Raw genomic sequence first — 20038 nt, forward strand, 5'->3', positions numbered from 1 at the left:
GGGTCGTGCTGGAGCTGGTCCGCCTCGGCCCGGCGAACCTCTTTCGCGGGAACTACGGCGTGGCCGTCAGCGCTTGTCGGCGAGCTTCCAGGCGGTGGGCAGGACGCCCATCGCCAGGGCGGCCTTGAGGGCGTCGCCGATCAGGAACGGGGTGAGGCCGGCCGCGACGGCCTGGGAGAGGGAGAGGTGGGCCGCCAGGGCCAGGTACGGCACGCCGACCGCGTAGATGATCGCCTCGCCCAGGATCATCGTGCCCGCCATACGCAGCGCGGAGCGGTCCGCGCCGCGGCGGGCCAGGGCGCCCACGGCCGCGGAGGCGAGCAGCATGCCGAGCACGTAGCCGAAGGACACGGCGCCCGCGCCGGAGGCGCCGCCCGCGAACCACGGCACACCGGCCACACCGGCGAGCGCGTACAGGGCGAGCGAGAGGAAGCCGCGGCGGGCGCCGAGCGCGGTGCCCACCAGCAGCGCGGCGAAGGTCTGGCCGGTCACCGGCACCGGGGAGCCGGGCACGGGCACCGACAGCTGGGCCGCGAGGCCGGTGAGCACGGCGCCGCCGAGCACGAGGGCGACGTCACGGACACGGGACGCGGGCAGCAGGTCGGCGAGGACGGCGCCCGGACGGGCGGTGACGGTGGCGGTGCTCATGGGGACTCCACGGTGTGGTGTGGACACGTCGGGACATCGTGACGCTATCCCAGCACCCTCGAGCCGATCACCGTCGGCGCTCGACAAAGGGTCGAACGGCGCCTTCGTGACCTTCGGACAAAGTGTGCTGCTTACACGGGGTCAGGCGTGATACCGGTCACTGAGGTGGGGACGTTCAGCTCACTCCCCGGCATCGCACCCGATCTGTAGGGACTCACCAAAGCCCCGCCGGGGAGGAGGTCGCTGCTCCGCGGAGGCGCTGAACGTCCACAAGGCGCTCGTCTTCGACGAGGTGGACCTGGACGACGCGGGCCGGCAGGCCTTCGCCCGGCACTTCGGCGACCTGACCACCGCCCACCCGACCGTCGGCGCCGTGGAGGGCGCGCCGAACGTGCTTGCCCGTGGACAGCGAGCGGGGCCGCGCCGACCACTGGCACACGGACGTCACCTTCGTCCTCAACCCGCCGCAGGCCGGCACCCTGCGCTCGCTCACGGTCCCGTCGTACGGCGGCGAGACCCTCATCGCCGACGCGGCCGCCGCCTACCGCGATCTGCCGGAGCCGCTGCGCCGCCTGGCCGACACCCTGTGGGCGGAGCACACCGACGCCTACGACTACGCGGTGCCCGACGAGACGATCGACGAGGAGAAGGCCGCCCAGCGGGCGCGGTTCACCTCCATCACGTACCGCACCGCCCACCCGGTGGTCCGCGTCCACCCGCTGACCGGTGAACGCGGGCTGTTCATCGGCGGGTTCGCACAGCGGATCGTGGGCCTGTCGGTGGGCGAGTCCCGCAAGCTCCTGGACCTGCTCCAGGCGTACGTCACCCGCCCGGAGAACGTCCTGCGCCGGCGCTGGTCGGAGAACCAGCCGGTGCTGTTCGACAACCGCGTCACCCAGCACTACGTCATCGACAACCACGACGGGCAGCCGCGCCGTCCGCACCGGGTGACGGTCGCCGGGGACGTCCCGGCCGGCGTCGAGGGCAAGGAGAGCTACTCGATCGAGGGCAACGCCTCGCACCACACCCCCGTGGCGGCGTGACCGGGGTCTCACCCTCCGTGTGACGGGTGTCCGGATACTGGGCGGCTCCTCCGCGTGAGCGGACGGGCCGCCCAGACTGTGGGAGATTTTTTGCCCGCCTATTGCATTGGGAGAGCCTCGCCCATGCCCAGCAGCACCCGCACCGAGACACCGCCGCAGGAGGAGAGCGCCTCGCTCTCCCACGGTCTCAAGCAGCGTCATCTGTCGATGATCGCCCTCGGCGGGGTGATCGGCGCGGGGCTGTTCGTCGGGTCCGGTGCGGGCATCGCCGCCGCCGGTCCGTCCATCGTGATCGCCTACACGGTCTCCGGCCTTCTGGTGATGCTGGTGATGCGGATGCTCGGCGAGATGTCGGCCGCGTACCCGTCGTCGGGCTCCTTCTCGGCCCACGCCGAGCGGGCGATCGGCCCCTGGGCCGGTTTCGCCGCCGGCTGGTCCTTCTGGGTCCTGCTCTGCACGGCCGTCGGCCTGGAGGGCATCGGCGCGGCGAACATCGCCCAGGGCTGGCTGCCGGGCACCCCGCAGTGGATGTGGGTGGCGCTGTTCATGCTGGTGTTCTGCGGCGCGAACCTGGCCGCCGTGAAGAACTTCGGCGAGTTCGAGTTCTGGTTCGCCGCGCTGAAGGTCGGCGCGATCTCCTTGTTCCTGGTGCTGGGCGTGCTCGCCATCACCGGCGTGCTCCCGGGCACGCACGCGCCCGGCGCCTCGAACCTGACCCACTTCCTGCCGCACGGCAGCGAGGGCCTGGTCATCGGCCTGCTCGCCTCGGTCTTCGCGTACGGCGGCCTGGAGACGGTCACCATCGCGGCGGCCGAGTCGCAGGACCCGGTGCGGGGCGTGGCGAGCGCCGTCCGCACCGCGATGTGGCGCATCGCCCTCTTCTACATCGGGTCGATGGCCGTCGTGGTGACCCTGGTCCCGTGGGACTCCAAGGAGGTCGTGGAGAAGGGCCCGTACGTCGCCACGCTCGACCATCTCGGCATCCCCGGGGCCGGTCAGCTGATGAACGTGGTGGTGTTCGTGGCGCTGCTGTCCGCGATGAACGCCAACATCTACGGCTCCTCGCGCATCGCCTACTCGCTGGTCGAGCGCGGCCAGGGCCCGAAGGCGCTGTCGAGGCTGTCCGGCGGGGTCCCCCGGATCGGCGTCCTCACCTCCTGCTTCTTCGGCTTCGTGTGCGTGCTGCTCAGCTACTGGCGCCCGAACGACGTCTTCCCCTGGCTGCTGAACATGATCGGCGCGGTCATCCTGGTCGTCTGGATCTTCGTCGCGGTCTCCCAGCTCCTGCTGCGCCGCCGGATCGAGCGCGAGGCGCCCGAGAAGCTGGTGGTCCGGATGTGGGCGTTCCCGTGGCTCACCTGGGTGGCTCTGGCCGGCATGGCCGCGGTCTTCGTGCTGATGGCCCGGGAGCCGGACACCCGGGTCCAGCTCTACTCGTCGGGCGGCATGACGCTGTTCCTGGCGGCGGTCGGATACGCCCGGCAGCGGCTGCGCGCCCGAAGCTGACGCCCGCCGCCCCGACCTTCCTGTTGCTCCGGTGGGATCGCCATGCCCGTCCACACGCTGCCCGACCTGTCCTACGAGCCGGCCGAGGCGCGCGACAAGGGGGCGTGGGGTGCGGTGAACGGCCTGGAGAAGAACCTGGCCTTCCATCTGTCCGGGCACATCCTGCACTCGATCTACTGGCGGAACATGACCGCTCCGAAGGACGGGGGCGGCGAGCCGCCGGCGGCCGACGGCGTGGGCGAACTGGCCGGCGCGATCGACGAGTCCTTCGGGTCCTTCGCCGCCTTCCGGGCCCAGCTGTCCAAGGCGGCGGCCACCACCCAGGGCTCGGGCTGGGGCGTGCTGGCGTACGAGCCGCTGAGCGGGCGCCTGATCGTGGAGCAGGTCTACGACCACCAGGGCGACGTCGGCCAGGGCACCACCCCGATCCTCGTCTTCGACGCCCGGGAGCACGCCTTCTACCTCCGGTACCGCAACCAGGAGGCGGACTTCGTCGAGGCCATGTGGCAGGTCGTCGACTGGCAGGACGTCGGCCGCCGCCACGAGGCCGCCAGGTCCCGCGCGGACGTGCTGCCGCTCGCCCCCTGAGCCGTACCCCGTGAGTCGTCCTGCCTCGTGATCGTCTTCTCACATTTCACGCGGCGGGCGGGTGAAGGAAGGCCCCCGTGAGGACGTGACCCACGGGGGCCTTCTTCCCTGTGCGCAGGGCAGGTTGAGCGACGGCGGCGGCCCGCACGGGCCCGGCGCGGTCGTCTACAGGTTGCTGAAGTCGGGGCCCTTGGTACGGGTCCGCTTGATCTCGTAGAAGCCCGGCACGGAGGCGACCGCGAGGGTGCCGTCCCACAGGCGGCCCGCCTCCTCGCCCTTCGGGGCGGGGGTGACGACCGGGCCGAAGAAGGCGATCTGCTCGCCGTCGGCGCCGGGCACCGCGATGACCGGGGTGCCGACCTCCTGGCCGACCTTCTCGATGCCCTCCTTGTGGGAGGCGCGCAGCTCGGCGTCGAACTCGAAGTCCTGCTGCTCGGCGTACTCGATCAGCTCGGCGGGCAGGCCGGCGTCGGCGAGCGCCCCGGCGATGGCCTCCAGGGTCGCGCCCTCGCCGTTGTTGTGGATGCGAGTGCCGAGCGCGGTGTAGAGCGGGCCGAGGACGTCCTCGCCGTGCTTCTGCCAGGCGGCGGTGACCACGCGGACCGGCTGCCAGGCCTTGGTGGCGAGCATCTCCCGGTACTCGTCGGGCAGCTCGTCCAGCTTGTCCTCGTTGAGGACCGCGAGGCTCATGACGTGCCAGCGCACCTCGATGTCCCGGACCTTCTCCACTTCCAGCGCCCACCGGGACGTCATCCAGGCCCAGGGGCACAGCGGGTCGAACCAGAAGTCGACGGGGGTCTTGCCGGACGGGGTCGCGGTCTCGGACATGGTTCTCCTCAGCGAAACGGCCTTTTGAAGGATCAACGACATCCCCGCGACAGGCATTCCCCGGTGTCCCCCGTCAGGGGCACATGGCAGGATCGGTCCTGTTCAGCCCCTCATCCACGCGATCACAAGGGAGTGCGCACGTGCCCGGTGAGAATCTGTCCCGAGACGAGGCCCGGGAGCGGGCCGCCCTGCTGTCCGTCGACGGATACGACGTGTCCCTGGACCTCAGGTCCGCCGTCGGCGACGGGGACGGGCACGGGGACGGCGAGCCGCGCACGTTCCGTTCGGTGACCACCATCCGCTTCCGCTGCAACGAGCCGGGCGCGTCCAGCTTCGCCGACCTGATCGCGCCGGGCGTGACCGCCGTCTCGCTCAACGGCAGGGACCTGGACCCGAGCGAGGTCTTCGACGGCTCCCGGATCGCGCTGGAGGACCTGGCCGCCGAGAACGAGCTGGTGGTCGACGCCCGGTGCGCCTACTCGCGCACCGGCGAGGGCATGCACCGCTTCGTCGACCCCGAGGACGGCGAGGTCTACCTCTACACCCAGTACGAGCCGGCCGACTCCCGCCGGGTGTTCGCCAACTTCGAGCAGCCGGACCTCAAGTCGCCGTTCCGCTTCGAGGTGCGGGCGCCGGAGGGCTGGACGGTGTGGAGCAACGGCGCGGGCGAACGCGTCGACGGGGTCTGGCGGTTCGCGGAGACGAAGCCGATCTCGACCTACATCACCTGTGTGGTGGCGGGCCCGTACCACTACGTGACCGACCACTACGAGCGGGTCCTGGAGGACGGCTCGAAGCTGGAGATCCCGCTCGGCGCGATGTGCCGCAAGGGCCTGGCCCCGCACTTCGACGCCGACGACGTCTTCCTGGTCACCAAGCAGGGCCTGGACTTCTTCCACGAGCACTTCGACTACCCGTACCCGTTCGGGAAGTACGACCAGGCGTTCGTGCCGGAGTACAACCTGGGCGCGATGGAGAACCCGGGCCTGGTGACCTTCCGCGAGGAGTACATCTTCCGCGGCAAGGTGACGCAGGCGTCGTACGAGGCCCGCGCCAACGTGATCCTGCACGAGATGGCGCACATGTGGTTCGGCGACCTGGTCACCATGGTGTGGTGGGACGACCTGTGGCTGAAGGAGTCCTTCGCGGACTTCATGGGCACCTTCGCGAACGTCGGCGCCACCCGCTTCGAGGACGCGTGGATCACCTTCGCCAACCGCCGCAAGGCCTGGGCGTACCGCGCGGACCAGCTGCCGTCCACGCATCCGGTCACGGCGGACATCCGCGACCTGGAGGACGCCAAGCTGAACTTCGACGGCATCACCTACGCCAAGGGCGCCTCGGTGCTCAAGCAGCTGGTGGCGTACGTCGGCCAGGACGCGTTCCTGGAGGGCGCCCGCCGCTACTTCAAGCGCAACGCGTACGGCAACACGCGCGTCGGCGACCTGCTGTCGGTGCTGGGCGAGACCAGCGGCCGGGACATGACCGCGTGGGCCCGGTCCTGGCTGCAGACGGCCGGGGTGAACTCGCTGACCCCGCAGGTGCTGCTGGACACCGAGGGCGGCCGGATCGCCGAGCTGGCGGTGCTCCAGGAGGCCCCCGAGTCGCACCCCGAGCTGCGCCCGCACCGGGTCGCGGTGGGCCTGTACCGGCGTACGGCCGAGGGCGCGCTGGAGCGGTACGCGCGCGTGGAGACGGACGTGGAGGGCCCGCGCACGGTCGTGACGGACCTGGCGGGCGCCGAGGCGCCGGCGCTGGTCCTGGTCAACGACGACGACCTCACCTACTGCAAGGTGCGCTTCGACGAGACGTCCCTGGTCACCCTGCGCGAGCACCTGGGTGCGGTCACCGACCCGCTGGCCCGTGCCCTGTGCTGGTCGGCGCTGTGGAACACGACCCGTGACGGGCTGCTCCCGGCGCGGGACTTCATCGGTCTGGTGCTGCGGTTCGCGGGCCGCGAGTCCGACATCGGCGTGCTCCAGATGCTGCACGCGTGGGCGGACTCGGCGCTGGTGCACTACGCGGTGCCCGCGTGGCGCGCGACCGGCGGGGAACTGCTCGCCGAGGGTGCGCTGCGGGAGCTGCGGGCGGCCGGGCCGGGCAGTGAGCACCAGCTGGCGTGGGCGCGCTTCTTCGCGACGGTGGCCTCGGCCGAGCCCGACCTGGCCCTGCTGAAGGACCTGCTGGACGGCACCTCGGAGATCGACGGCCTGGAGGTGGACCAGGAGCTGCGCTGGGCGTTCCTGGAGCCGCTGGCCGCGCACGGGGCGGCCGACGAGTCGGTGCTGGCCGCCGAACTCGCCCGGGACGACACCGCGTCGGGCAAGCGTCATCAGGTCCGCTGTCTCGCGGCCCGCCCCTCGGCGGCGGTCAAGGCGCAGGCGTGGGCGCAGGTGGTGGAGTCCGACTCCCTCTCCAACGCGTTGGTGGAGGCGACCATCGCGGGCTTCGACCGGCCGTCGCAGCGGGAGCTGACGGCGCCGTACGCGGAGAAGTACTTCGCGGCGATCGAGCGGGTGTGGCAGGAGCGCTCGATCCAGATCGGCATGGACGTCGTCCGGGGGCTGTTCCCCTCCCTCCAGGACCGGCGGGAGACCCTCGACGCGACGGACGTGTGGCTGGAGGCCCACCGGGACGCGGCGCCCGCGCTGCGGCGCCTGGTGCTGGAGGCGCGGGACGACCTGGCGCGGGCGCTGCGCGCGCAGGCGTGCGACGCGGAGGCGGCCGGCCACTGAGCTTTGGCCTGAGCCTGCCCGGTCGGTGACCGTTACGGAATCCAGCCAATCACACCCGTAACCCCTGGTCCGCACCCTGTGGACCAGGGGTTTCCGTGCCTACTCGGCATCCGAACACCTGACCTTTAGTCCCGGCTTGTCCGCATTCCTCGACGACCGTGTAACAACGGTTACGGGTGGGACCAGACGCGGGAAATTCGACGCCATGACGCACAACACCCCGCTCTCCCCCCGCCCCCTGCGCCACCTCGACGAGGTCCACCGCCGCGTCCTGACCACCGCTCAGCTCCGCGCCCACGGCGTGACGACGGCCGAGCTGAGCGAGCAGTGCCGCCCCGAGGGCCCCTGGCGTCAGCTGCTCCCGAACGTCGTCCTCCTCCACGCGGGGCCGCCGACGAGCGAGGAGCGTCTGCACGGGGCCCTGCTGTACGCGGCCCGCGAGACCGCGCCGGGCGTGCCGGGCGTGCCGGTCCAGCCGACGGCGCAGTCCCCGCACCGCCCGCTCTACGCCGAGGCGATGATCACGGGCCTGGCGGCCCTCACCCTCCACGGCTTCTCCGCCACCCCGCCCCTGCTCTCCCTGAACCACGTCGACGTCCTGGTGCCCCGGCTGCGCCGCGTCCGCTCCACGGGTTACGTCCGCGTCGTCCGCACCGCCGACCTGCCCGCGCCCCGGGCGGTGACCGGCCTGCCGGTGGCGCCGGTGCCGCGGGCGCTCGCGGACGCGGTGGCCGACCTGACGGACGCGGAGGCGGTGCGCCGGCTGCTGACCGAGGCGGTGCGCGGCGGCCACTGCGAACCGGCCGCCGTGGTGCGCGAGTTGACCCAGGCGAAGCTGCTCCACCGCCCGCACGTGGTGGACGCGGTGGACTCCCTGCTGGCGGAGAGCCGCTCGATCGCCGAGGACCGCCTGTACCGGATGGTCCGGGAGTACGGCCTGCCTGACCCCGTCTGGAACGTCGACCTGCGCCTGCCCGGCGGCCCCCACCTCGGCGGCCTGGACGCGTACTGGCCCGACCAGGCGGTCGCCGTCGAACTCGACACCCGCGCACCCCGCGCGGGCGGCCGGGAGGACGACGACGCCCTGTGGTCGGAGTACGCGCGCAAACGCGAGCACCTGGAACGGCTCGGGATCACGGTCGTGCACGTCACGCCGAGGAAGCTCAGGGACGCGATGGACCAGCAGGCCGCGGTGGTCCGCACGGCCCTGATGGCATCCGGCGACCGCGACCCGGCCGCCTATGTCGTGGCGCTGCCCCGGTCGTGACGGACCGGGCGGACATCAGGAGGGGCGAGGAGGGGCGAGGAGGGGCCACCGGAAGCGACCGGTGGCCCCTCCTCGGCTGTCTCACCGCTCGCCGTCCGGCACCCCGAGCACCTCGCCCGGGCGGCCCGCGTGCACCCCGTCGAGCAGGGTCGCGTACGCGGCGATCATCCGGGTACGGCTGAACCGCTCGCGGCTGCGCTCCAGCGCCGGCAGCAGGTCCGCGCGGCTCGCGACGGCGCCGGACCAGGCGAGGGCGACGGCGTCCGGGTCGGGCGGGGTGACGTAGCCGAGGCCGTCCACGATGGACGCGCTGTCGCCGACGTCCGTCGTCACCGGCACCGCGCCGCACATCATGCCCTCGATCAGGCACAGGGGCGCCGCCTCGCCGGAGACGGAGGTCAGGGCGACGACGTCGGAGCCGGCGTACACCGCCTCCATGTCGTGCCGTACGCCGAGCAGGTGGACGCGGCCGGCGAGGGCCCGGTCCCCGGCGAAGGCGATCTCCAGGTCCGCCCACAGGGCGGGGTTGGCGTCCGTCATCCCGGCCCCGCACATCACCACGTGCCCGCCGCCCTCCCGCGCCAGCCAGGTGCGGGCCGCGGCGAGCAGGAGGGGAACGTTCTTCATCGCGGCGTACCGGGCGGCGAAGACGATCACCGGAGCGCCGGCGGGAATGCCGAGGGAGGCCCGGAAGGCGAGCCGCGCCGCCGCGTCCGGCCGGAAGCGGAGCAGGTCGACGCCGTTGGGTATGACGTGCAGCAGCTCGGAGGGGATGCCGGCCGCCTCGTACGCCCGGCGGGTCGACTCGGCGCAGCACACGCACGCCACCACCGTGCCGTCGGCGATCGCGGCCTTCAGCTCGTCCAGGGCGGGGCCCTGGTTCTCCGGGTCGGAGCGGTGCAGGCCGACCACGACCGGGCGGCGGGGCAGGCCCGCCTGGTTCAGCAGGGCGAGCGGCTGCTCCTTCAGGGAGAGGATCACGTCCGCGCCGGCCGTCACCCGTGCCGTTTCGGCCAGCTCCGGCCCGCTGAAAACGTTCGCCGCGAGCGACCCGTCGACCAGACCCGCGCTGCGGCCCAGCGAGGTCACGCCGACCCCGCCGGCCGTCAGGGCCCGGTAGCAGTGGTCGTCCTCCATGCGCTGCCGGGTGGCCTCGCGGTGGACCTCTCCATGGATGCTCAGTACCTGGTGGGACTGGCCGCCCTCGGCCAGTCCCAGTACGACGTCACTGTGCACGATCCGGGCCCCTCCGGAGAAGAAGCCCTCGTAGACCGACAGCACACGCAGTCCGTGCCTCACGCGCACGACGACCACCCGCCTTGCATAAATGATCGAGAAGATCGAGCCATACCCGTCCATAGCGGGTTAGCCGATATGAGGCGGTACAGACATTGCGTACGCGTTAACGAGGAATGACGCGAATGAAACGGTGCCCCACCGAATCATCCCTTCTTCAGCACCAGCTCCGTGTTGCGGTCGGCCGCCGTGCCCGCGAGGGCCTTGTTGGCGCCGGGGGCGTTGAAGGCCAGCTCGCGGTAGAGGGCGGCGAGGCCGGTCTGCGAGAGGTCGGCGAAGCCGGTGCGTTGCGGGGCGGCGGACTCGATCAGGGTGGTGAACAGGGAGATCGTGCCGTCCTTGTTGTCGACCAGCTCGATGATCCGGGCCAGGTGGGGGAAGTCGACGTGCGAGGCGGTGGAGATCTCCCAGAAGGAGCGGCCGCCGGGGGCCTGGTGCGGGGTGACGACGTTCTTGTGGATGTGGCCGTTCACCCAGGCCAGCACGTTGGCGTGGGCGCTGAGCACCGAGATCACCTCGGCGCCGCCGTGCCGCTTCTCGCCGGGGCGGGCCGGGTCGGGGCGGGTGTTGTCCATGGTCTTGCTGGTGTGGTGGCTGAAGACGACGGCGTAGGAGTCCTTGTTGTCCTCGGCTGGGCGCGGGTGGTGCGCGGCGGGAGGCGAGCGTGGTGCCCTTGGTGTAGGGGGCGAGGGCCGCGGTGGCGGCCTGCCGGGAGTGGGCGACGGGCGCCTGGCCGGCGGTGGCGGCCTCGCTGTCGGTGGGACGCAGGGCGTAGCCGACGCCCGCGGAGAGCGAGACCGCTGCGGCGGCGGCGAGGACGGTACGGCGGTTGACCCCCAGAGCGGAGTTGGCGACAGAGCGTGTGCGCGACATGGCGCGGTCTCCCCGGGTGCGAACGCGTCGGCAGTGGTCGCGGGCCGTCGGAGGCGCGAACGCCCCGCTCGCTACGGATGGTTGGCAGCGGGGATGACCTGCGTGTGAACACGGCGGCAACGCGCAGCGCCGATCACCGTACGTGGATCACGGGTGGGGGACGCGGTCATGGAGCGGATCGCGGGCGGCCGGGGGCCGGTCACTCCTCGTTCATCTGCCGGGGCAGCGGAGGCTCCTCCAGCCGTCCGTGGGCCGGGCGTTCGCGCCACAGCCCGAGCGCCACGTCGACCAGCCGGATGCGGTTGAGCCCGGGTACGGCGGCCAGGTCCTGCCAGCCGGCGAAGTCGGTGGACCCGCCCACCTCGTGGCGGAGTTCCCCGCCGACGACCTCGCCCTCGTAGACCAGGCGCAGGGCGTGGTGGTCGGTCTCCGGGGTCAGGCGCCGGCGGGGGAAGAGGTGGCGGCGGGAGTCCACGCCGAGGAGACCGGTCACCTCGATGCGGTAGCCGGTCTCCTCGGTGACCTCACGGCGGACGGTGTCGTACGGGTCCTCGCCGTGCTCCATGCCGCCGCCGGGCAGCACCCACTCGGGGGTGCCGTCGCGGCCCGGTGAGCGAGCGAGCAGGATCTGTCCGTCGCGCACGCACACGGCGTAGGCCGCCACCCTCAAGTTCCGTCGCATTGGACGACGTTAGCGGCCGGGGTTGGCCGGTGAGTACTCCGGCGCGGACCAGCGCAGCGGCAGGGCGTGGGGGGTGCGCAGGGCCTCGGTGAGGGTGAAGCGGACCGTCCGCCCGCCGTCGGCGGAGAACTCGGTGCGCGCCTCGCCGGTGAGCCGGAGGGTGGTGCCGGTGGTCCAGTCGAGGAGGAGCAGCCCGGCGCGCGGGTCGGTGCGCAGGTTGCCCAGGGTGAGGAACATGGCGTTGCCGGGGTAGTCCGGCCAGGTCAGCTCGGTCGGTGAAGTGACCCGCAGGAATCCGGGGTTGCCGCCGCGGTGGCTGACGTCGGCGCCGCCGCCGTGCACGGTGGCCAGGAAGAAGGTGTCGGCCGCGGCGGCGAACTCCGCGTCGGCAGGGCCGAGTCGGGGCCGGCGTTCGGGCCGGCCCGGGGTCCGCCCGGCGACCGTCTCGTACGTCTCGCGGCGCTGGATGTACTTCGGGCAGTTGGAGAACACCTGGTCCGCCTCGACCGCGAACCCCCGTGCCGTGGGCCGGAGCCGGCCGTTGAGGCGCATACGGCGGCGGGTGCGGGGATCCAGGGCGATGGTGCCGACGGGGGTACCGGGGGTGCTCAGGGCCGTGGCGAGTGGCTCCGGGCCGCCCTTGTCGGTGACGACGGACATCTGCCGGGGTCCGGTGGCCCGGACGAACCCGGGCGCGCCCGTGAGCGCGGAGGCCCACACCCGGCCCGTCTCCGGGTCCGCCGCGCCCACCACCAGCATGGGCTGGATCTCCAGGAAGGCCGCGGCGACCGGTTTGACGTCCTGCCCGAGGGAGCGGCCGACGTGGTCGGCGCGGTCGCGGACGCCGGCCAGGTCCTGAAGGGCCCGCGAGCCCGCGTGGTAGACGCTCACGTCTAGAAGAAGCCGCAGGTCGGGGCGGAGGCGTGCGGGGCGGGGGCGCCCTCCGGACCGAGCGGGGCACTGATCTCCAGGCGGCTGCCGTCGGGGTCGTGGAAGAAGATCCCGCCCGAGGACCCGCCCTCGCGGTGGGCGACCACGCCCTCGTGGGCGAACTCCGCGCCGTGGTCCCGCAGCGCCGCCTCGTACTCCCGGACCCGCTCGACCGAGTCCACCGTGAAGGCGAGGTGGTGCAGTCCGGCCCGGTCGCGGTCGTACGGCCCCCCGGCCTGCTGCCAGAGGGTGACGAGGGGCGCGCCGCCGGGCTCGCCCAGCATGGCGTACCGCCGGTCCTCCTCCTTGCCCTCGGCGAGCAGGGCGAAGCCGAGGACGTCCCGGTAGAAGGCGAGCGAGCGGTCCAGATCGGTGACGTTCAGGCCGGTGTGCGCGAGGCGCAGGGTCATGGCTGTTCCCTTCGGGCTGCCGGAGGCCTCCTGCCCGGAAGCCTGCGGACTACCTAACCGTTGTAATTGACGTTAGAGGGTTAGTGCCGAGAGAGTCAACCGGTCACGTACTCTTGAGCGGTTAGCCAAGGAGGAGTGCCCGATGTCCACCGCCCGCGATCCCCGCCCGCTCACCGGCGAGCCCCTCGCGCTCGACCTGCTCAACACCCGGTGGAACCAGGAGGGCGCCACCCGGGACCTGCTCGCCGACACCGACGGGCTGGCGGTGTGGCTCGCGAGCAACGGGCTGGCCGAAACCCATCCGGCCGGCACGGAGGTTCTGCGCCATCTGCACGAGGCGCGCGAGGCGCTCAGGGCCGCGGTGGACGGCTCATCGGCCGAGGCGGCGCCGCTCGTGGACGCCGTCCTGGCGCACGGCCGGATCCGGGCCCGGCTCACCGCCGGCGGGCCCGCCGAGGAGCCCGAGTTCGCCGATCCGGCCTGGGGCCCGGCCTGGCTGGCCGCCCGCGACTACCTGGACCTGCTGACCCGGGCCCCGGAGCGGATCCGCACCTGCGCCGGCGCCGGCTGCGTCCTGCACTTCTTCGACACGTCCCGCAACGGCACCCGCCGCTGGTGCTCGATGGCCGCGTGCGGCAACCGAGCGAAAGCATCCCGCCACTACGCGCGCTCGAAGGAACGCTGAGAAAACCCTGACGATGTAGGCCGAATCCGCCCAATTCCCATCGCGGGTTTTCCCCATACATCGATATCGTTTCGGTCAACGATCCCCAAAGAACTGTCCCTTGGGTAAAGCTGAGCGCTCTCGTCCGCTCGTTCCTTTACCTCCAAGGGATGCCGATGACCCACACGCCCGAGCGTGAACCGATACCCGGTCCAAGACGCCTGGCTCGCATGGCCATTGCCGTCGGCGTGGTCGCCGCCCTCTCCGCGGCCGGGCCGATACCCCTGGCCCTCGCCGCGGACGCACCGCCCGCCGCGACCACCGACCCCGGCGTCAAGTCCGCCCACGACAAGCTCGGTTCGGACGACGCCGACCTGCTCGCCGAGGCCAAGGCCGACGGCGACAAGAACGTCACCATGATGATCGCGACCGCGCCGGGCCGGACCGAGCAGGTCGCCGAGGAGCTGGACGCGGTCAAGGGCGGCTCGGTCGGCCAGACCTACGACAAGCTCGGCTACGTCCGCGCCACGGTGCCGACGGCCAGGGCGGACGCGGCCATCGCCGCCGCCGCGAAGCTCTCCTCGGTCCACGCCATCGACCTCAAGCAGGAGATCCCGCTCGACGACCCGGCACCGAACGGCGCCAAGTCCGTTTCGGAAACGGTCACTTACCCGGGTCCGGGGCGCAACACCCCCGCCGAGAACCCGTACAACCCCTCCCACGAGACCGGTGCCGTCGACTTCGTCAAGGACCACCCGAAGTGGGACGGCCGCGGCATCACCATCGGCATCCTCGACTCCGGCGTCGACCTCGGCCACCCGGCACTGCAGAAGACCACCACCGGCGAACGGAAGATCGTCGACTGGGTCACCTCGACCGACCCGATCGTGGACGGCGACGCGACCTGGCGCCCGATGGTCACCGCGGTCTCCGGCCCGAGCTTCGGCTACGCCGGCGCCACCTGGACGGCGCCCGCCGGCTCGTACGAGATCAGCACCTTCAAGGAGTCCGCGACCACCGGCGGCGACGAGAAGGGCGACCTGAACCGCGACGGCGACACCACCGACAGCTGGGGCGTGCTGTACGACCCGGCCACCGGCACGGTCACCGTCGACCTGAACAACAACCACGACTTCACCGACGACACCCCGATGAAGCCGTACAAGGACGGCTACCAGGTCGGCTACTTCGGCACCGACGACCCGAAGACCGACGTCGTCGAGCGGGTGCCGTTCGTCGTGCAGATCCGCAAGGACGTGCCGATGGACCCCTACGGCGGGTCCTGGGTCGGCAAGAAGGCGGACTTCGTCAACATCGGTGTCATCGAGTCCGAGCACGGCACCCACGTCGCCGGCATCACCTCCGCCAACGGCCTGTTCGGCGGGAAGATGAACGGCGCCGCGCCCGGCGCGAAGATCGTCTCCTCGCGCGCCTGCACCTGGACCGGCGGCTGCACCAACGTGGCCCTCACCGAGGGCATGATCGACCTCGTCGCCAACCGGGGCGTCGACATCGTCAACATGTCGATCGGCGGTCTGCCCGCGCTGAACGACGGCAACAACGCGCGCGCCGAGCTGTACACCCGGCTCATCGACACCTACGGCGTCCAGCTGGTGATCTCCGCGGGCAACTCCGGCCCCGGCGCCAACACCATCGGCGACCCCGGTCTCGCGGACAAGGTGATCTCGGTCGGCGCGGCCATCTCCAAGGAGACCTGGGCCGCCAACTACGGCTCGGCCGTGGAGAAGAAGTACCAGATGATGCCCTTCTCCTCGCGCGGCCCGCGTGAGGACGGCGGCTTCACCCCGACCCTGACCGCGCCCGGCGCCGCGATCAACTCCACCCAGACCTGGCTGCCCGGCTCCCCGGTCGCCGAGGCGGGCTACTCCCTGCCGGCCGGCTACTCGATGCTCCAGGGCACCTCGATGGCCTCCCCGCAGGCGGCGGGCGCCTCGGCGCTGCTGCTGTCGGCGGCGAAGCAGAAGGGCATCGACCTCACGCCCGTCCGGCTGCGCACGGCGCTGACCTCGACGGCCGACCACATCAAGGGCGTCCAGGCCTACGAGGAGGGCGCGGGCCTGATCAACATCGTGGACGCGTGGGACGCGATCCGCGCCGGCGCCGACGCGCACGACTACACCGTGAAGGCCCCGGTCGACACCGCGCTCGACTTCGCCCTGAAGACCCCGGGCTTCGGCACCGGCCTGTACGACCGCGAGGGCGGTCTGAAGGCGGGCGAGAAGAAGACGTACGACATCACCGTCACCCGTACCTCCGGCCCGGACAAGGCGGTTCGGCACGAGCTGCACTTCGAGAACAACGCCGGGCAGACCTTCCGGATCGTCGGCGACGACGTGGTGAAGCTGCCGCTGAACCAGCCGGTGACGGTGCGGGTCCAGGCGGCCCCCGCGTCGGCGGGCGTCAAGAGCGCGATCCTCGAGGTCGACGACCCGAGCACGGAGGGGATCGACAAGCAGATCCTCACCACGGTCGTGGTCGCCTCGCCCGTGCACCACACCTACTCCGCGTCGGGTTCGGTGCAGCGCAACAGCACGCAGTCGTACTTCCTGACCGTGCCCGCGGGCGCGAAGTCCCTGGAGGTCGCGCTCGGCGGGCTGAAGGACAAGAGCCAGACCCGGTTCATCGCGATCCACCCGTACGGCGTGCCGGTCGACAACACCGGCACCCCGTACTGCTACCCCAACTACGGGGACGGCAACGGCTGCAAGCCGGACGTGCGCTCCTACGCCGACCCGCAGCCCGGCGTCTGGGAGGTCGAGGTGGAGGCCCGCCGTACGTCCCCGCTGCTGGACAACCCCTACCGGCTGGACGTCAGCGTGCTCGGCGCGGCCTTCGACCCGCAGACCGTGACCGTGCCCGAGGCGAAGGTGGGCACCGCGGCCACCGCCACCTGGAAGGTGACCAACAACTACGCGGCCCTCGACGGCAAGCTGGTCGGCGGCCCGCTCGGCTCCTCCAAGACGGCCCGCCCGTCCATCAAGCAGGGCGAGACGCAGACCACCACGGTGGAGGTCCCGGCCGGCGCCAAGTCCCTCGACGTCGCCATCGGCAACGTCTCGGACACCGCGGCCGACCTTGACCTGACGGTGTACAACGCGAACGGCGCCCAGGTCGCGCAGTCCGCCGACGGCGACTCCGAGGAGGCGGTCTCCATCCCGTCCCCGGCGGCCGGCACGTACACCATCAAGGTCGTCGGCTACTCGGTGCCGTCCGGCTCGACCGACTACGACTACCGGGACGTGTTCTTCTCCTCGGCGCTCGGCTCGGTCACGGTCGACGACTCGGCCGCGGTGAAGCTCGGCACGGGCGACTCGGCCACGGTGACCGGTCAGGTCACGGCGGCCGCCGAGGCCCCGGCGGGGCGTGAGTTCTTCGGCCGGGTCCAGCTGGTGAACGCGCGCGGCACGGTCGCGGGCATCGGCAGCGTGAAGATCGAGAAGGTCACCCCGTAACGGGTGACGGGTCGTACGGAAGGGGCGGGTGTCCGGACGGGCACCCGCCCCGCTCCTTTGCCTCCCCCTACTTTCTCCGCCTTCCTCCGCTCAGGAGGAGTGGCCGGAGGGGCAGGTGACGTGCCGGGACCCGGGCAGCGCCTTCTCGATCCAGGCGCGGTCGGCGGCCACGCGGGCGTCGCCCACGGCCCACAGGCTCGCGGCCGGCTGCCCCCGACCGACCCGGACGAGGACGTGCTGTCCCTTGCGCGGCGCCGGTTTCGCGCCGCCGTCGAGCAGGAAGCCGACCTCGGCCGGCCCGTGCGCGGGCCCGTACGCGGGCTTGTAGGAGCGGATCACGGTCAGGGTGACCCGGGTCCAGGGGGACAGCTTCTGCGGCCGCACCCCGGCCACGGTGCCCTCCACGACCAGCTTCGAACAGGCCAGGTCCAGCTCCGGGTCGGAGGGCCGTCCGCCGTCCCCGGACACCTTGTCCGGGGCTCCGGCCACGCTCTTGGCCCCGGCGCTCCGGTCGTCCGAGCCACCTGCCGGGTGCGTCACCAGCCACCCGAGACCGACGACCAGGGAGCAGGCCGCGGCCCCGGCGAGCGCGCCGAGCGCGACACGCGAGGCCCGGCGGGATCGCGGGGGCCGGCCGTACGGGCGTGTCGGGTGGCGGGGGCGATGCCCGGGGCGCCCGGGCTCTTCGGGTGCCTGCGGCTCCCCGGTGAGCGCCTCGGCGAGCCGCACCAGCTGCTCCTTCAGCAACGCCACATCGGCCTCGGCCGCGCGGTGCTCCGCGAGCAGCCCGGGATCCCACCGGGCCTCCTCGGGCAGCGGTTCCCCGCTGACAGCGGCCATGAGCGCATCCACCCCGGGCACGCCACCGCCCCCCTGCGGGCCGTCTGCGACCTCCGCGCCCTCGAGCCCCGGCACGCCGGCAACACCCTGCTCTCCCCCGGCACCCTGCCCGGCCTCCCTGCCCCCCGTTTCACCCGCGTAGCCCCCGGCGCCCCGTTCGGTCTCCGGGTTGCGCGGGTTCTCGTGGTCGGCGGTCATGTCACACCACCTCGTCCTCGTGCAGCCGGTCGCGCAGGGCGCGGACGGCCGTGTGCAGCCTGCTCTTGACGGTGCCCTCGGGGATGCCCAGCTCCTCGGCGATGTCCCGCACGGGCAGGTCGGCGAAGAAGCGCAGCACGAGCACCTGCCGCTGGGCGGCCGGCAGTTCGTCCAGGCCCCGGGCGAGGGCCAGGGAGAGCAGACTCGTCTCCTCGCCGGAGGCGGGCGCGGGCTCGCGCAGCGCGGCCAGCCGCTCCCCCAGCCGTTCCCGCCGCCGCTTGGCCCGGTGCCAGTCCATGGCGAGGTTGGAGGCGACCACCGCCGCCCACGCCGACACGTCCCGCGGCGCCTCCCGGCCGCTCGCGGTCCGCTCCAGCAGCCGCAGCCGGACCTGCTGCACCCCGTCCGGCAGATCCGACTGCGGCACTCCGCCGAGGGCGAGCACCGCCCGCACCCGGCGTTCCTGGGCCGCGTCCAGCGGATCGCCGGCGGTACCGTCCGTACGGTCCGTACCCCCGGCGTACGCCCCCTGGTCGCGGCGCGCCCCTCCGCGCAGCACAAGCCACCCCCTCCTGCGTCCGCCCCTACGACGCGGCAGCGGCCGGAAACGTTCGGACCCTCTCCGGCGCCCCGCAGAGGCGTACGTCACACCGCCGTGTGGCCGCCACCCGCCCGGGCAGGGACGGGACAGCACAGCTTGCGGCCCGGGCGCCCCGCGGAGGGAATATCTCCAGCTCAGCGGGGCGCTGGACGGATGTACGGAACCGTCCGCCGGGTGATCGTGTCCCACTCACCGGGCACGCCTCGCAAAGAATTGGACAGCTGGACCGGGGTCGGCCGCATGATGGAAAAGCCCGGGTCATGCAAGAGACACACAGAGGGAGTCGTCGTGAGGGTCGGAATCGTCGGAGCCACCGGTCAGGTCGGCACGGTCATGCGCAGGATCCTCGCGGAGCGGAACTTCCCGGTCACCGAGCTGCGCCTGTTCGCCTCGGCCCGCTCCGCCGGCACCGTGCTGGACGGCGTGACGGTGGAGGACGCGGCGACCGCCGACTACACCGGCCTCGACATCGTGCTCTTCTCCGCGGGCGGCGCAACCTCCAAGGCACTGGCCGAGAAGGTCGCCTCCCAGGGCGCCGTGGTGATCGACAACTCCTCCGCGTGGCGCAGGGACCCCGAGGTCCCGCTGGTCGTCTCCGAGGTCAACCCGCACGCGATCGCCGACCGCCCCAAGGGCATCATCGCCAACCCGAACTGCACCACGATGGCCGCGATGCCGGTGCTCGGGCCGCTGCACGAGGAGGCGGATCTCCAGGCGGTGGTCGTCGCCACCTACCAGGCGGTGTCCGGCTCGGGTCTCGCGGGCGTGGCCGAGCTGCACGGCCAGGTGCAGAAGGTCGCCGCCGAGGCCGACAAGCTCACCCATGACGGCGCGGCGGTCGACTTCCCCGAGCCGGCGGTCTACAAGCGCACCATCGCCTTCAACGTGCTCCCCTTCGCCGGCAACCTCGTCGACGACGGTCTGAACGAGACCGACGAGGAGCAGAAGCTGCGCAACGAGTCCCGCAAGATCCTGGAGATCCCCGGCCTGAAGGTCTCCGGCACCTGTGTGCGCGTCCCGGTCTTCTCCGGCCACTCCCTCCAGATCAACGCCCGTTTCGCCCGGCCGATCTCCCCCGAGCGCGCCACCGAGCTGCTCGCGAAGGCCCCGGGCGTCGCCCTCTCCGACATCCCGACCCCGCTCCAGGCGGCCGGCCAGGACCCGTCGTACGTCGGCCGCGTCCGCCGCGACGAGACGGTGGACAACGGCCTCGCCCTCTTCGTCTCCAACGACAACCTCCGCAAGGGCGCCGCGCTGAACGCGGTGCAGATCGCGGAGCTGGTCGCGGCGGAGCTGTCCGCGAAGAAGTAGAGCACCCGGGCACGAGGGGCGGTCACCATGGCGTGGCCGCCCCTTCCGCGTCCCCGGGCGCGGGTGGCCGCCGCGGACGACGAAGGGCGCCCCGCGGGGTGGCGGGGGCCCGTTTCGGCGGGTACGGCGGGCGGGAACACGGCCG

Annotated in this window: 14 protein-coding genes and 3 pseudogenes; 8 read left to right on the top strand and 9 right to left on the bottom strand. The window is 72.3% G+C overall.

Annotated elements, in window-relative coordinates; all coding sequences use genetic code 11:
- Positions 1–66 precede the first annotated feature (66 nt).
- Positions 67–648, bottom strand: coding sequence for a biotin transporter BioY (locus tag ACWEN3_RS19300; RefSeq protein ID WP_452972181.1), 582 nt, complete (start codon positions 646–648; stop codon positions 67–69).
- A 253-nt stretch (positions 649–901) separates the two neighbouring features.
- Here ACWEN3_RS19300 and ACWEN3_RS19305 point away from each other — a divergent pair.
- The 3 genes and pseudogenes from ACWEN3_RS19305 to ACWEN3_RS19315 form a co-directional block, all read left to right on the top strand.
- Positions 902–1691 (top strand): annotated as a pseudogene (locus ACWEN3_RS19305) (TauD/TfdA dioxygenase family protein); the annotation flags it as partial.
- Between the two features lie 123 nt (positions 1692–1814).
- Positions 1815–3197: an amino acid permease gene (locus ACWEN3_RS19310; RefSeq protein WP_452972183.1), complete on the top strand. Its 1383-nt coding sequence runs from the start codon at positions 1815–1817 to the stop codon at positions 3195–3197.
- An 81-nt stretch (positions 3198–3278) separates the two neighbouring features.
- A pseudogene (locus ACWEN3_RS19315) lies at positions 3279–3785 on the top strand (superoxide dismutase); the annotation flags it as partial.
- 165 nt (positions 3786–3950) lie between these two features.
- Here the strand turns inward: ACWEN3_RS19315 and ACWEN3_RS19320 are convergent.
- Positions 3951–4613 carry a mycothiol-dependent nitroreductase Rv2466c family protein gene (locus tag ACWEN3_RS19320; RefSeq protein ID WP_452972186.1) on the bottom strand — a complete coding sequence of 221 codons (663 nt, stop codon included), beginning with the start codon at positions 4611–4613 and terminating at the stop codon, positions 3951–3953.
- A gap of 140 nt (positions 4614–4753) precedes the next feature.
- Here ACWEN3_RS19320 and pepN point away from each other — a divergent pair, with 140 nt between their 5' ends.
- Together pepN and ACWEN3_RS19330 are read left to right on the top strand one after the other, a co-directional pair.
- Entirely contained in the window at positions 4754–7348 is a 2595-nt protein-coding gene (pepN, locus tag ACWEN3_RS19325) for an aminopeptidase N (RefSeq protein WP_452972189.1), read from the top strand.
- Between the two features lie 205 nt (positions 7349–7553).
- Positions 7554–8615: a hypothetical protein gene (locus tag ACWEN3_RS19330; RefSeq protein ID WP_452972191.1), complete on the top strand. Its 1062-nt coding sequence runs from the start codon at positions 7554–7556 to the stop codon at positions 8613–8615.
- Between the two features lie 81 nt (positions 8616–8696).
- Here the strand turns inward: ACWEN3_RS19330 and ACWEN3_RS19335 are convergent, their stop codons facing one another.
- The 5 genes and pseudogenes from ACWEN3_RS19335 to ACWEN3_RS19355 form a co-directional block, all read right to left on the bottom strand.
- Positions 8697–9896 (bottom strand): glycosyltransferase, encoded by a 1200-nt coding sequence (locus ACWEN3_RS19335; protein WP_452972214.1) that lies wholly within the window; start codon positions 9894–9896, stop codon positions 8697–8699.
- A 161-nt stretch (positions 9897–10057) separates the two neighbouring features.
- Positions 10058–10537, bottom strand: a pseudogene (locus ACWEN3_RS19340) (TIGR03767 family metallophosphoesterase); the annotation flags it as partial.
- Positions 10538–10983: 446 nt separating this feature from the next.
- Positions 10984–11466: an NUDIX hydrolase gene (locus tag ACWEN3_RS19345; protein ID WP_452972194.1), complete on the bottom strand. Its 483-nt coding sequence runs from the start codon at positions 11464–11466 to the stop codon at positions 10984–10986.
- Between the two features lie 9 nt (positions 11467–11475).
- Positions 11476–12357 carry a pyridoxamine 5'-phosphate oxidase family protein gene (locus tag ACWEN3_RS19350; RefSeq protein WP_452972196.1) on the bottom strand — a complete coding sequence of 294 codons (882 nt, stop codon included), beginning with the start codon at positions 12355–12357 and terminating at the stop codon, positions 11476–11478.
- A gap of 2 nt (positions 12358–12359) precedes the next feature.
- A complete protein-coding gene (locus tag ACWEN3_RS19355) occupies positions 12360–12806 on the bottom strand; it encodes a VOC family protein (RefSeq protein ID WP_452972199.1) in 447 nt (148 codons plus the stop codon).
- A gap of 142 nt (positions 12807–12948) precedes the next feature.
- Here ACWEN3_RS19355 and ACWEN3_RS19360 point away from each other — a divergent pair, with 142 nt between their 5' ends.
- Together ACWEN3_RS19360 and ACWEN3_RS19365 are read left to right on the top strand one after the other, a co-directional pair.
- Complete coding sequence (locus ACWEN3_RS19360; RefSeq protein ID WP_452972201.1) at positions 12949–13491, top strand: CGNR zinc finger domain-containing protein; 543 nt, start codon at positions 12949–12951, stop codon at positions 13489–13491.
- A gap of 155 nt (positions 13492–13646) precedes the next feature.
- A complete protein-coding gene (locus ACWEN3_RS19365; protein WP_452972204.1) occupies positions 13647–16943 on the top strand; it encodes a S8 family serine peptidase in 3297 nt (1098 codons plus the stop codon).
- A 90-nt stretch (positions 16944–17033) separates the two neighbouring features.
- Here the strand turns inward: ACWEN3_RS19365 and ACWEN3_RS19370 are convergent, their stop codons facing one another.
- Positions 17034–17981 (bottom strand): hypothetical protein, encoded by a 948-nt coding sequence (locus ACWEN3_RS19370; protein WP_452972206.1) that lies wholly within the window; start codon positions 17979–17981, stop codon positions 17034–17036.
- Position 17982: 1 nt separating this feature from the next.
- Complete coding sequence (locus tag ACWEN3_RS19375) at positions 17983–18540, bottom strand: sigma-70 family RNA polymerase sigma factor (RefSeq protein ID WP_452972209.1); 558 nt, start codon at positions 18538–18540, stop codon at positions 17983–17985.
- 330 nt (positions 18541–18870) lie between these two features.
- Here ACWEN3_RS19375 and ACWEN3_RS19380 point away from each other — a divergent pair, with 330 nt between their 5' ends.
- The gene (locus ACWEN3_RS19380; protein WP_452972212.1) at positions 18871–19893 is read left to right on the top strand and encodes an aspartate-semialdehyde dehydrogenase; all 1023 of its coding nucleotides are present in this window, start codon (positions 18871–18873) and stop codon (positions 19891–19893) included.
- The last annotated feature ends 145 nt before the right edge of the window (positions 19894–20038 follow it).

This window comes from Streptomyces sp. NPDC004561 (assembly GCF_053602155.1).

Bases quoted from the DNA above. Each gene is read 5' to 3' on its own strand.
- ACWEN3_RS19300 (WP_452972181.1), bottom strand. From the start codon at position 648: ATGAGCACCGCCACCGTCACCGCCCGTCCGGGCGCCGTCCTCGCCGAC.
- ACWEN3_RS19310 (WP_452972183.1), top strand. From the start codon at position 1,815: ATGCCCAGCAGCACCCGCACCGAGACACCGCCGCAGGAGGAGAGCGCC.
- ACWEN3_RS19370 (WP_452972206.1), bottom strand. From the start codon at position 17,981: ATGACCGCCGACCACGAGAACCCGCGCAACCCGGAGACCGAACGGGGC.
- ACWEN3_RS19320 (WP_452972186.1), bottom strand. From the start codon at position 4,613: ATGTCCGAGACCGCGACCCCGTCCGGCAAGACCCCCGTCGACTTCTGG.
- ACWEN3_RS19355 (WP_452972199.1), bottom strand. From the start codon at position 12,806: ATGACCCTGCGCCTCGCGCACACCGGCCTGAACGTCACCGATCTGGAC.
- ACWEN3_RS19330 (WP_452972191.1), top strand. From the start codon at position 7,554: ATGACGCACAACACCCCGCTCTCCCCCCGCCCCCTGCGCCACCTCGAC.
- ACWEN3_RS19345 (WP_452972194.1), bottom strand. From the start codon at position 11,466: ATGCGACGGAACTTGAGGGTGGCGGCCTACGCCGTGTGCGTGCGCGAC.
- ACWEN3_RS19360 (WP_452972201.1), top strand. From the start codon at position 12,949: ATGTCCACCGCCCGCGATCCCCGCCCGCTCACCGGCGAGCCCCTCGCG.
- ACWEN3_RS19365 (WP_452972204.1), top strand. From the start codon at position 13,647: ATGACCCACACGCCCGAGCGTGAACCGATACCCGGTCCAAGACGCCTG.